Origin of the sequence: Corynebacterium sp. NPDC060344 (assembly GCF_042725215.1) — a bacterium.
Taxonomy (GTDB): domain Bacteria; phylum Actinomycetota; class Actinomycetes; order Mycobacteriales; family Mycobacteriaceae; genus Corynebacterium.
Genome location: NZ_JBHXCS010000001.1, coordinates 470,236 through 483,193, shown reverse-complemented (window position 1 = coordinate 483,193; position 12,958 = coordinate 470,236). Strand labels below are relative to the sequence as shown.

Annotated in this window: 8 protein-coding genes; 2 read left to right on the top strand and 6 right to left on the bottom strand. The window is 69.2% G+C overall.

Annotation, left to right across the window (positions count from 1 at the left end; all coding sequences use genetic code 11):
• Positions 1-291: 291 nt before the first annotated feature.
• The 3 genes from ACFWGD_RS02150 to eutB all read right to left on the bottom strand — a co-directional run bounded on the left by ACFWGD_RS02150 (position 292) and on the right by eutB (position 3,814).
• Positions 292-1,542, bottom strand: coding sequence for a dipeptidase (locus ACFWGD_RS02150; RefSeq protein WP_377776855.1), 1,251 nt, complete (start codon positions 1,540-1,542; stop codon positions 292-294).
• A gap of 54 nt (positions 1,543-1,596) precedes the next feature.
• A complete protein-coding gene (gene eutC / locus ACFWGD_RS02145; RefSeq protein WP_377777020.1) occupies positions 1,597-2,313 on the bottom strand; it encodes an ethanolamine ammonia-lyase subunit EutC in 717 nt (238 codons plus the stop codon).
• Between the two features lie 76 nt (positions 2,314-2,389).
• On the bottom strand, positions 2,390-3,814 hold the full coding sequence (eutB, locus tag ACFWGD_RS02140) for an ethanolamine ammonia-lyase subunit EutB (protein WP_377776854.1): 1,425 nt from the start codon (positions 3,812-3,814) through the stop codon (positions 2,390-2,392).
• 331 nt (positions 3,815-4,145) lie between these two features.
• Here eutB and ACFWGD_RS02135 point away from each other — a divergent pair, with 331 nt between their 5' ends.
• Positions 4,146-5,387 carry an MFS transporter gene (locus ACFWGD_RS02135; protein WP_377776853.1) on the top strand — a complete coding sequence of 414 codons (1,242 nt, stop codon included), beginning with the start codon at positions 4,146-4,148 and terminating at the stop codon, positions 5,385-5,387.
• Position 5,388: 1 nt separating this feature from the next.
• Here ACFWGD_RS02135 and ACFWGD_RS02130 read toward each other — a convergent pair whose 3' ends face one another.
• Positions 5,389-6,474, bottom strand: coding sequence for a DUF418 domain-containing protein (locus ACFWGD_RS02130; RefSeq protein WP_377776852.1), 1,086 nt, complete (start codon positions 6,472-6,474; stop codon positions 5,389-5,391).
• A gap of 1,455 nt (positions 6,475-7,929) precedes the next feature.
• On the opposite strand from ACFWGD_RS02130, the gene ACFWGD_RS02125 reads away from it, so the two are divergent.
• The gene (locus ACFWGD_RS02125; protein WP_377777019.1) at positions 7,930-10,284 is read left to right on the top strand and encodes a DEAD/DEAH box helicase; all 2,355 of its coding nucleotides are present in this window, start codon (positions 7,930-7,932) and stop codon (positions 10,282-10,284) included.
• A gap of 468 nt (positions 10,285-10,752) precedes the next feature.
• On the opposite strand, the gene ACFWGD_RS02120 is transcribed toward ACFWGD_RS02125, so the two are convergent.
• Both ACFWGD_RS02120 and ACFWGD_RS02115 read right to left on the bottom strand, forming a co-directional pair.
• A complete protein-coding gene (locus ACFWGD_RS02120; protein WP_377776851.1) occupies positions 10,753-12,129 on the bottom strand; it encodes an ABC transporter permease in 1,377 nt (458 codons plus the stop codon).
• Entirely contained in the window at positions 12,122-12,952 is an 831-nt protein-coding gene (locus ACFWGD_RS02115; RefSeq protein WP_377776850.1) for an ABC transporter ATP-binding protein, read from the bottom strand. Before ACFWGD_RS02115 ends, ACFWGD_RS02120 begins: the two co-directional genes overlap by 8 nt.
• Positions 12,953-12,958: the final 6 nt, after the last annotated feature.

Below are 12,958 nucleotides of genomic sequence, written 5' to 3'. Positions count from 1 at the left end.
ATTGTTGTCTCGTTCGCGTGTTGAATGTTTGGTTGTTTTCCGAGTGTGTGCAGGCCAGCGGGGCAAGCGACGGGTGGTCCCGCATGGGCTGGGTCTCGTCGGTTCGCATCCGACTCGCTGCCGTCGCGTCCGAGTTGCATGCTAGTCCGTCGTGGGGAGATGCCTTCCTCGGAACTCCTTCGATTTCGAACAACTGTACAGTATAGTTTCGCTTTTTCGTCGCTCGCGCCGGAGTGACCTGCGCATACGCTTGGCCTTCCAGTGTGGCCAACCCGATCTCCCCACCAACCCCTACTCCGGCAGCACCTCGTCCAGCACGCGGAGAGTGTTACCGCCCATGATCTTGGCCGTGTCCTCTTCCGAGTACCCGCGGTCCATCAGCTCCTGGGTGATCACGGCCAGCTGCGAGGTGTCCCACGGCACCTCGACAGACCCGTCGAAGTCCGAGCCGAGCGCCGCCGCGTCGATGCCGGCGACCTCCACCACGTGGTCGATCGCATCGACGACCGGCCCCGTCCCCAGGCCGCACACCGCATCCTCCCAGTACCCGATGCCGATCACGCCGCCGGTGCCCGCGATCGCGCGGATCTGATCGTCCGTCAGATTCCTGTTCACGTCGCAGGTCGCGCGGACGCCGCCGTGCGAGTAGACGACGGGGCCGTCGGCAAGCGACACCATTTCCTCCATCGCCGCGGGACTCGCATGAGCCAAGTCCACGACCATGCCCAGCTCCTGCATCTGCGCGAACATCTCGCGTCCCAGATCGGTCAGGCCCCCGCGGTCGACGCCGTGCATGGAACCGGCGACCTCATTGTCGAAGAAGTGGGTGAACCCGGCCATGCGGGCGCCGGCGTCGTAAAGCCTCCGCAGATTCGACGCATCGCCCTCCAAATTGTGCAGGCCCTCCAACGCGTACAACGCGCCGATCGCATCACCGCCGGCCTCGCGATCGGCCAGCAACGCCCGCAATTCGCCCTTCGTCCGCACCCACCGCAACTGCCCGTCCGAACCCTCGACCGCCCGATCCAGCTTCTCCGCGTGATACATCGACCTCTCGAACGGCGAATTCCACGTCCGCGGCGGCTGCAGCTGCGCGGCCACCAGGGGAGTGATGTTGTCCGTCTCATCCGTGTTGCCGTCCAGATTCTGCCCGCGCGGCGACCGCGTCACCGACGCGAACACCTGCAGCGCCACATTGCCCTCCTGCAGCCGCGGCAGGTCCACATGGCCACGCTCGCCGCGCTCCAGAATCGACCGCTTCCACAGCAGCGCATCCGAATGCATGTCGGCGATGGTCAGCCGGTCGTGCAGCTCCCGGGCCTCCGGCGACGGGTCCTTCAGGTCCACGTCCGCCACCGGATTCAACTGCTTTTCGACGATCCCCGGCCCCACAACCAGCACCGCCGCCACCACGATGGCCAGCACCGCCAGCAGCGCCCCGCCGATCTTCAGGCCGCGGCGCTTCTTCGGCCGGCGCGCCCGCCCCGCACCGGATGTGGTCGCCGCCGTGCCGCCCGAGTTGTCCCGCTTCGCCGTATTCATGTTTGCCACGCTAACTGAATCGCTGGGTCGCGTGGCGCGGATTTCCGGGAAGGGCTACTCCAGTTCCTTCGTCTCGCCGCTGGCGTCCTTGATCGCCGTCCCCGACATCCCGAGTTCCCGCATCTGCCCGATGAGGGCGATGGCGCGGGCGGCGGCATCGTCGTAAAGCAACCCATTGGGGGAATGGACGTTGGAAATGCAATTGCGCATGCCGTCGTTCATGCCCGGGCGGGGCGCGTGCGTTATGTACAGACCGATGCTGCGCGGCACCGACAGGCCCGGGCGCTCGCCGATGGCCATGATCACCGTCCGCCACTGCTTCGCCTCGCCGATGTGATCGGCCAACGCCACCCGCGCGCCGAGGGCGAGCACCGGGGCGGCGAGCGTCCAGTCGTCGGGGACGGCCTTGTGGATGGCCTCCCACACGCCGCCCGCGTGATCCTCGAGCGCGGCGGGGGACAGGCCGTCGCCGAAGACGACGCCGATGTCCGCGGGCTCCGGCTCCAGCCCGGCGAGATCGCCCGGATCCGGCAGACGGCCGAGGTCCGGCCTGCGCAGGTACTCCTCGCGGTCGCCGGCCTTCGAGCGGATCACCTCGATGCCCTCGGGCAGGCCCTCGATGGCGTCGTCGAGCTCGGACAGGACGGCGTCCTTGGCCTCGGCATGTGCGGCGGCCAACGCCAACCGCGCCGCCGTCGTCTGCCCGCCGCCCGCACGGCCCGTGCCGATGCGCGCCGACGTCGCCGACGTCATGGCCTCCGGCAACGGCATGGGGACGACGGACGGCGCGGTATTGGGCTCCCCGGTATTGGACGGCCCGGTCTCCGTGCGTTCAATCTCCGACATGTCAGGCCCCTTCCAACTGCGTCGATGCGCCGGCGGCCAGCGCCCCCGACAGGTCGGGCACGGCGTCGCTGAGTCGGCCGCCATCTGCGATGCCCACCCGCGACTGCCACTGCTCGAACTCCGGCGTCGGGCGCAGGCCCATGGTCCGGCGCAGCATCGCGACGTCGTGGTGCGCCAGCGACTGGTAGCCGAGCATCACGTCGTCGGAACCGGGCACGGTGATCACGAACGACGTATTCGCCGCCCCCAGCAGATGCAGCAGCGTGTCCATGTCGTCGGAGGTCGCGTCGACGTGGTTGGTGTAGCAGACGTCGACGCCCATCGGCAGGCCCAGCAGCTTTCCGCAGAAGTTGTCCTCCAGCCCGGCGCGCACGATCTGGCGGCCATCGGCCAGGTACTCCGGCCCGATGAACCCGACGACGGTGTTGACCAGCAGCGGCTCGTAGATCCGCGCCAACCCGTACGCCCGCGCCTCCAGCGTCTGCTGGTCCACCACCTGCCCCGACGGGGTCACGTGGGCACCTGCGGACAGGCACGACCCCTGGCCGGTCTCGAAGTACATGACGTTGTCCCCGACGGTTCCGCGGCGGAGGTCGCGGGCGGCGGACAGGGCGTCGTCAAGCATGCCCACCTCCACCCCGAACGACTCCAGCGCGCCCTGCGTGCCCGCGATGGACTGGAACACCAGATCCACCGGCGCGCCCTGCTCGATGAGCTTGTTCGTCGTGGTCACGTGCGACAGCACGCACGACTGCGTGGGGATGTCCAGCCCCTGCCGCACCTCATCCACCAGCTCCAGCAGCGCTCGCGTCGCCGCCGGCGAGTCCGACGCCGGATTGATGCCGATCACCGCATCGCCCGCGCCCAGCAGCAGCCCATCGACCAGCGACGCCGCCACCCCGCGCGGATCATCGACCGGATGGTTCGGCTGCAGGCGCGTGGCCAGGCGACCGCGGCCGCCGATGGTCCCGCGGAACCGCGAGAACACCTCGATCGCCGACGCGACGTGCACCAGCTCGCCGTTGCCCATCAGCTTGGACACCGCGGCGGCCATCTCCGGCAGGATTCCCGGCGCCACCTGCGCGAACGTCTCGGCCGCATCGTTGCGGTACGCCGTGGCCAGCAGCCATTCGCGGAACTCGCCGACCGTCAGCGCGGCCAGCGGTGCGAAGGCGTCCCGGTCGTGGGTTTCCAAGGTCTTTTGCGTGACGACGTCCACCTCCCCGTCGATCACCGGTTCGTCCAGGAAGAGCGTCAGCGGCACATCGGCGAGCACCATCTGCGCGGCGACCCGCTCGGCGGCCGAGTGCGCGGCGCAGCCGGCGAGGACGTCGCCGCTGCGCTCCGGCGACGCCTTCGCCAGGACGTCGACGATGCCGTCGAACTCGTAACTGTGTCCCGCCAGGGACGTCCGGTACGTGGTCATGCGCGATCCGCCTTTCCGCGGGCGGCGGGGTCGGGGGCGTGAGTGCCGGCGGTGGGGCCGGCGTCGGTGTCGGGGTCGGGGGCGTTGGCGTCCGCCGCGTTGCGCGCCAGGGTAGCCAAACGTGCCCGGCGGATGGCGGCGTAGAGCGCCGCAGCACAGTTTCACGCAGCGCACGCACGCTAACCCACCTCGAATGGCCTAACCCACCCGTTATATCGGGCCATTTCCGACATTCGGGGCGGGTTAGCGGGGAAGGGACGGCGGAATGGGTGGGCGGTGGTCGTCGTCAAGCAGAATCGGTGCCATCCGGGCCCGAGGCTATGGTGGACGCATGCAACAAAACCGTGGGCGCCGCGCCGCCACGCCCCGGACGAAAACCCCCATCCCGCACGAGATATGGGTGCTGGTCAGCGCGGCGTTCGTCATCGCGCTGGGGTTCGGGCTGATCGCGCCGATCCTGCCGCAATACGCGCGGAGCTTCGACGTTTCGGTGTTCGCGGCGAGCTTCGTGGTCAGCTCGTTTTCCATCTTCCGGCTCATTTTCGCGCCGACGTCCGGGCGGCTCGTGGACAAGGTCGGGTACCGGCGGACGTACCTCGCCGGGCTGAGCATCGTGGCGGTGTCGACGCTGCTGGTCGGCGTCGCCTGGGACTACTGGTCGCTGCTGGTGTTCCGCGCGCTCGGCGGCATCGGCTCGACCATGTTCACCGTGTCGGCGATGGGCCTGATCGTGCGCATGGCGCCGCCGGACATCCGCGGGAAGTGCTCGTCGGCGTACGGCTCGGCGTTCCTGCTGGGCAACGTGTTCGGGCCGCTGCTCGGCGCGGCGATGGCGGCGTGGGGGATGCGGACGCCGTTCTTCATCTACGGGTTCGCGCTGGTCGTGGCCACGCTGATCGTCGCCGTGCGCCTCAACCCCGAGGCCCTGCGGCAGAAGGTGCCCGTGCGCACCACGCCCGTGATGACGTTCCTCGAGGCCTGGCGCGACTCCGCCTACCGCGCGGCACTGGTGTCGGGGTTCGCCAACGGGTGGTCGAATTTCGGCGTGCGCGTGGCCATCGTGCCGCTGTTCGCCGCGGCGACCTTCCAGCACGGCGCGGCGGTGGCGGGGCTCGCGCTGACCGCGTTCGCGCTGGGCAATGTCGTGGCGCTGCAGTTTTCCGGGTCGCTGTCCGACCGCATCGGGCGGCGGCCGCTGTTGTTCGCCGGGCTGGCGGTCAACGGCGCGTTCACCGGCGCGGTCGGCTTCGTCCACGGCGACATCGCGCTGCTGGCCGTGTCGGCGGTGGCCGGCTTCGGCGCGGGCATGATCAACCCCGTGCAGCAGGCCGTGCTCGCCGACGTCATCGGCTCCGACCGCCAGGGCGGCAAGGTCCTGGCGAACTTCCAGATGGCCATGGACCTCGGCGCCATCTCCGGCCCCCTCGTCGTCGGGCTCATCGTCGACCTGTGGGGGTACCGGGCCGGCTTTGTCGCCTGCGGCGTGATCACCGGCATCGCGCTGGTGGGCTGGCTCGGCGGCAGGGAAACGCTCGCTTGCGTGCCGACGACCCCAAAGCCCGCCGGGGAATAGTTCAGCGGCGGATGGGGACCTTTCGCCACCACGTCACGCACCGCCACGCCCATTCGGCCGGGCCGTAGCGGAAGCGCGCGAGCCACAGGGGGCTCCAGATCGCCTCGACGACGATGATGCCCACGACCAGCCCCGCGATCTGCGGCCAATCCGACGTGTCCGCGATGCCGAGGGCGGGGGAGGCGGCGAGGATGAGGACCGTGGCCATGAGGTAGTTCGTCAGCGCCATGCGGCCCATCGGTGCGAGGACGGCGGCGAGGGGGCGGCCGATGGGGATGCGCATGAGCAGGATCAACAGGCAGGCGAAGAACATGCCGGTGGCGACGCCGGCGAGCTGATCGGGCAGGGAGGCCAGGCCGAAGGACAGGCGCGGCAGGTCGATGCCGGCCCACACCGACCACCAATGGGCGGCGGTGATCGCGCCGAAGATGGCGGTCACCGCGGCCCATGCCCCCGTGTGCGTGCGCAGTGTTCGGTGTACTCCGAGGCCGGCCAACGCCAGGCCGATGACCAGCAGCCCCGGCATCACGCCATAGCCCGCGATGACCTGGCCGCCGATGAGCAGCAGCACGATGCCGACGGCCACTGTCGGCCATGGTTTCAGGAACGACGCCGGCAACAGGAAGATCAGGCCGAAGATCGCGTAGGGGAGCAGCGCCTCGCCCTGATGGAAGACCTGGTGGATGATGCCGATGACCGCCAGCGCCACGAGCCTCCTGGCCAGGACCGTGCGCGGCGAGTCGGTTTTGGCGGCCGCGGACTCCAAGAAGATGGCGAACCCCAGTCCGAACAACAGCGTGAAGATGGGGAAGAACCGTTCGTAGAACCCGTATCTGACCAGGTCCGGGAATACTGTGACGCCTTTGCCGCGCAGCTCGCCGAACATCGCCGGGAACACGACCTGCTGATAGACGTTCACCACGTGGATGCCGCACAGCGCGAAACCGCGGACCGCGTCGATTTCGACGATGCGCTTCTTGCCGGCGGGCGCGGAGGTTGGGCCGGTGCTGGTTGTGCCGCTCGAGCTGGGGCGCGTGTCGCCGTTGTGCCCGGAATCGGAGCCGGGCGCGGGAGGTGTCGTCGTCATGGCGTCGCCTATCGGGGAGTGGCGGGCAGCGGAGTGCAGGGATGCCGGACTTCGGTGAGCGCCAGTTTAGCCGAAGGTTAGGTTGTCGAAAGTAGAAAAAAGGGGGCGGCCGAGGCCGACAGCTCGCCGTCATTTCGCCGGAGCTCGCGACGAAATCAGGATTTGGGCGCTGGGTCACGATCTCGTCGACAAGCAGGCCCCGTGGAGCCCCAGTCCGCGGCCACTCGTCAGATGTGCAGCCGACTCGGTGGTTGTAGCCCCGGGGAATCCGAATGTGCGGCGTCTTCGTGTCGTATGGTCAACGCTCGCGAGTAGCACTTCTGACCACCTGCGGTTTTGCGAGGCTCGATCCGGGAGCGTTGATCGTATGGCACTAAGGCCCAGCCGCCGGTGCCAGAGTCGGCGACGAGTGTGCGCTGGGGTCCCGATTTCGCACACTCGTCAGATGTGCAGCCCTCGCGGCGGGCGTCTATGTCAGCGCCGCGTCCTGCTCGTGCATATGTGATGCCACCGCTTCATATGTGCAGCCCGTGACCTGCGACGATGTCGTTCGGGGCGGGTGGGGTGTAACCGCATTTGCACGAATCCCGCCGGCGGTGCCGCTAAATTGCGATTTCGACGCCGGAGGCGAGGGGAGTGTCGCGTCGGCGGCGGTCTCGTGCCGAGGAGATGCCACCGATTTCGGCGACCTGCGCAAACGTAGTTGTCGACGCGCCGTTGGTATCTCTGCGACACGAAACGGGGCGCGCAGGTCTCGTTGCTGTCCACGAGTGTGGCGCGCAGGGCTGGCGGCCGTCCAGGGCCGTCCACGAGTGTGCGCTGGAGGCCTCAGATCGCACACTCGTCAGATGTGCAGCCCTCGCAGCGCCAGGGGAGCGGTTCAGGCGGCGGTCGCACACCGCCGCACCCGCACCGCGCCCGCGCACCCGCACCGCGCCCGCGCACCCCGCACTTCGCCCGCGCACCGCCGCGCCCGCGCACCCCGCACTTCGCCCGCGCACCGCCGCGCCCGCACCCAGCCCCCACCCCACCCGCCACTCGATATGTCCGCACATATAGTGACCTCCGCCACCGTTGGGCCGAGTTAATCGCATTTCGGCATGTAGACGGGGTAACGTGGCGCGGGCAATGAGCACAACCGATGACGGTGCCGGCGACGCGAATACGCCGGAGAACTATGACGAATCGGTATCCACGGATAGCTCGCACGACAGCGCACCCCTCACCCTCGACGACGTATTGAACACGTCGACGGTTGATGCTGCGCAGGTCAGCAGGGATATGAGCACCACCGCGGACACTGACGATGGGCGGGCCGCAACGGCCCACGATGACAATTTGAATGCAGAGCACGCGGCGAACGAGACCGCGGACGAGACGGCCGGACGAGCCGCACATGAGGCCCCGAGGGGCCGGGAAGACGCCCCGACGACGGGCGATGAGATGGGTAAGAACATGGGAAATAACGAGAATAACGACGTGATCCGCGAAGAGCTGGGTGCGGAGCAGAACACCGAGGCCGTGCAGGTCGACGAGACCGAGGTCTCCAACGTCGACGAAGCCCCCTTCGAGGCCAACGCCGAGGTGGAAGAGGCGCAGAAGGGCGAGGACGTGGGCGTCGCAAAGCAGGAAAAGCTTGACGACGACGCGGCCGCCACCAAGTCCGCGGACACCACCAAGTCCGACGAGAAGAAGGCCGACAACAAGAAGGCCGGCAAGAAGAACGACGACGCCGACGAGACCCCCGGCTTCGACGAGCTCGACCTGCCCGACGAGGTCGTGCGCGCGGTGACGAAGGTGGGCTTCGAGACGCCGTCGCCGATCCAGGCCGCGACGATCCCGACCCTGATGAACGACCGCGACGTCGTCGGCCTCGCGCAGACCGGCACCGGCAAGACCGCCGCGTTCGCGCTGCCCGTCCTCGCCCGCATCGACCGCTCCGTCCGCGCGCCCCAGGCCCTGGTCCTCGCGCCGACCCGCGAGCTGGCCCTGCAGGTCGCCGACTCCTTCCAGTCCTTCGCAGACCACCTCGGCGGCATCTCCGTGCTGCCGATCTACGGCGGCCAGTCCTACGGCATCCAGCTCTCCGGCTTGCGCCGCGGCGCCCAGATCATCGTGGGCACCCCCGGCCGCGTCATCGACCACCTGGAAAAGGGCTCGCTGAACATCTCCGGCCTGCGCTTCCTGGTCCTCGACGAAGCCGACGAGATGCTCAACATGGGCTTCCAGGAAGACGTCGAGCGCATCCTCGCCGACACCCCGGAGGACAAGCAGGTCGCACTGTTCTCGGCCACCATGCCGGCCGCGATCCGCCGCCTGTCCAAGCAGTACCTCAACGACCCGCAGGAAATCACGGTCAAGTCGCAGACGCGCACCGCGGACAACATCCGCCAGCGCTTCCTCATGACCGCCCACCGCAACAAGCTCGACGCCCTCACCCGCGTGCTGGAGGTCGAGGAGTTCGAGGCGATGATCGTGTTCGTGCGCACCAAGCACGAAACCGAGGAGCTCGCCGAGAAGCTGCGCGCCCGCGGCTTCACCGCCGCCGCCATCAACGGCGACATCGCACAGAACCAGCGCGAGCGCACCATCGACCAGCTGAAGAACGGCCGCCTGGACATCCTCGTTGCCACCGACGTCGCCGCCCGCGGCCTCGACGTCGACCGCATCAGCCACGTGGTCAACTTCGACATTCCCCACGACACCGAGTCCTACGTCCACCGCATCGGCCGCACCGGCCGCGCGGGCCGCTCGGGTGAGGCGCTGCTGTTCGTCACCCCGCGCGAGGGCCGGCTGCTGCGCTCCATCGAGCGCGCGACGAAGTCGTCCCTGCACGAGATGCAGCTGCCGTCCGTCGACGAGGTCAACGACTCCCGCAAGTCCAAGTTCATGGACGCCATCACCGAGGCCCTCGAGGACGGCCAGGTGCCGGTGTTCCGCGAGATGATCCAGGAATACGCCGAGGAGCACGACACCCCGCTGGTCGACATCGCCGCCGCCCTGGCCGCGCAGTCGCAGAACGGCGACTTCCTGATGAAGGAGCAGCCGCGCCGCAAGCGCGACGACCGCGGCCGCGACCGTGATGGCCGCGGGCGTTTCGAGGAGGACCGCGGCGGCCGCGGCCAGCGCGACCGCCGCAGCGAGCATGCAGCCCGCCGCGCCGAGCGCGCCGAGTTCACCCGCGACGGCATGAGCAAGTTCCGCATCAGCGTGGGCCGCCGCCAGCACGTGCGCCCGGGCGCGATCGTCGGCGCCATCGCCAACGAGGGTGGCCTGACGTCGAAGGACTTCGGCCACATCGACATCCGCGGCGACCACACCCTGGTCGAGCTGCCGGCGAACATGCCGCAGCAGGTCTTCGAGAACCTCAAGGACACCCGCATCTCCGGCCAGCTCATCCACATCACCCCGGATGACGGCACGAACGTCGACGATGGCTCGCACGCCTACGACGATCGCGATGATCGCCGTGGCGGCGGGCGCGGCGGCGACCGTGGCGGGTACCGCGGTGATCGCGGTGGCCGTGGCGGCGACCGTGGTGGTCGCGGTGGTTTCCGAGGCGGCCGTGGCCGAGATGATGACGGTGGCCGTGGCGGACGTGGCGGCTACCGCGGCGGACGCGACGACGACGATCGCGGCGGGCGCGGCGGGTACCGCGGCAATCGCGATGACCGTGGTGGCCGTGGCGGCGATCGCGGTGGTTACCGTGGCGGCCGAGACGATCGTGGCGGGCGCGGCGGCGACCGCGGCGGGTACCGGGGCGGCCGCGATGATCGCGGTGGCCGTGGTGGCCGCGGCAGCTGGGACTAGTCCCGCCGCGGCTCACACCTGAGCTGCTTTACGACGCCCACGTCCCCCGCCCCTCACCGCATCCAACTGGTGCGATGTGGCGGGGGACGGGCGCATGACAGCCGGCCCGCACCCTTGAACGGGGTGCGGGCCGGTTCGTCGTAAAGCCATGTCGGCCGGAGGCATGCTCTGGCCAGACGGGCCCGGCGGCGTTAGTGCCATATGGTCAACGCTCATGAGTAGCAGGTTTGACCACCAGGGGTTTTGGTGAGGTCGAATCGGGAGCGTTGACCATACGACACGAACGGTCCGTGGGGCGCTACGGAATCTGAGGTGTGCCGGGCGCCTGTTGAGCAATCGGCCACGTGCCCGAAGCTGTGGTGCTCGGCGATGAGGCGGGGGACGGGCGCATGACAGCCGGCCCGCACCCTTCAACGGGGTGCGGGCCGGTTCGTCGTAAAGCCATGCCGGCCCGAAGGCCGGCCGGCCCTAGAAGCGGATCGCGTCGATGGGCTTGACCCGCACGGCGATGGTCGCGGGGATGACGCCGGCCAGCGCGCCGACCAGCGAGGCGATGGCCACGCCCATGAACGCCGCGGTCAGCGGATACGGCACGGTGCCCAGGTCGATGGGCATGCCGAGCATCGCCTCGAGCGGCAGCTGCTTGACGGTGACGATCGACAGCACCACGCCGACGACACCGGCGACGGTGGTGGCGACGATCGACTCGAGGAACACCGAAATGAAGATCCTCGCCGCCGACGCGCCCATCGCCCGGCGGATGCCGATCTCGCGGACGCGGTGGCCGATGGTCACGATCGACACCGTCAGCAGCCCCAGCGCACCCAGCGCGATGACGATGCCGCCGATGACGCCGAGCACCTTCGTGATCATCGAGTTCATCTGCGCCGTCTGCTCCACGCTGCGGTCGGCCGTCGAGCCGCTGATCTGCCAGCCGCCGCCGAGGTGGCCGCGCATCATGTCGGTCATGGTGCGCTGCGCCTGCTTGGCCTCCTCCAGCGGCGCGGCGACGAGCAGCCGCGGCGAGCCTAGGGCGGAGTGCCCGGCGTACATCAGCGAGTCGTACGAGGTCACGGCGAGCGGGGAGTCCCAGGTGCCCAGGCCCTTCATCACGCCGACGACGGTGAACTGCGTCGCGCCGGTCTCGCGGCCGGTGAACGTCGGGTGCGCGGCGGGGTCGGGGAAGCCGAGCTGCTCCCACAGGGCCTCGTTGACCACGGTGGGGTTCATCAGGCGCTCGCCGTCGCCCGGCTGCAGCGCGCGGCCCTCGATGATGGTCCGGCGATGAATGTCGAACCACCCCGGGTCGACGCCGTACAGGTCGGGCACCTGCGCCGGCACGCACGTCGGGTCGAGCACGGGGTCGCATGCGGGCTTGCCGGGGACGAGGACGTCGAGCGGCTGCGTCCGCATCCGCGTCCACGTGTTCGCGCGGACCTGGTCGACGGTGGCGCGCGCCGCGCCGGAGAACGCGTCGTCGATGGAACCGTCCGGCTTGACGACGTCCAACCCCTCCGCAGCGGCGTCTCCCGACCCGGACGGCGGGAAGAACCCCGCCATGGGACCACCGGAGCTTCCGTCGGGGGCGCCGCCGTTGGTCTCGATGCCGGAACCCGGCGACGCGGTGATGGTCACCGTGCCGGCGATGCCGGTGGACTGGGCGGTGGCGGCCTCGGAGGAGGACGTGAGGATGTTGCCCAGCGCAATCACCGTCGACATCGCCCACACGGCGGCAGCGACGCTGACCAGCGACAACATGATGCGATTGCGGTTGATGCGCAGCTCGTGCCACGCCTCCAGCAGCGCGCCGAGGTAGGGCGTGAGGGAGTAGGCGTACTTATTCATCGCCGGTCACCTCCGTGAACTCCACGGTACGGGCCGAGTCGTCGGCGTCCGCGTCTGGACCAGCGGCATGGGAATCCGGAGCACGGTCGGCGTCCGCGCCGGTCTCGGCGTCGTCGCCCGCGATGGGGAGGTGGGGGGAGCGGAGGAGCGAGTCGTCGTGAAGCCTCCCGCCCCGGAGTTCGACGATGCGGTGCGCCCGCTCGGCGACCTCCATGTCGTGGGTGATCAGGATCAGCGCGGAGTCGTTCTCGGCGGCGACCTCCTCGAGCAGCTCCATGACGATCTTGCCGGTGTCCAGGTCGAGCGCGCCGGTGGGCTCATCGGCGAGGATGACCTTCGGCCGGCGCACCAGCGCACGCGCGATGGCCACGCGCTGCTGCTCGCCGCCGGACAGCCGCCCCGGCATCGCGTCGAGGCGATCGCCGAGGCCCACCCTGTCGAGCATCTCCGCGGCGAGCTCGCGGCGCTTCCAGAACTTCGGGCCCTTGTCGTACATCAACGGGACCTCGACGTTGTCCAATGCCGTGCGCGAGGGGAAGAGATTGAACTGCTGGAAGACGAACCCGAAGGAATCGCCGCGCAGGGCGGCGAGGGAGGCGTCGGAAAGCGTGGACACGTCCGTGCCATCGAAGGTGTACGTGCCCTCATCCGGCAGATCGAGCATGCCGATGATGTTGAGCAGCGTCGACTTGCCGCTGCCCGACTGCCCGATGATGCTCACGTGATCGCGCGGCAACACCTCCAGGTCAACGCCCTGGAGGATGGGCAGCATCTCGCCATTGGGCAACTCCACCGTGCGGGTGACCCGCGTCAGATTCAGCATCGCGGC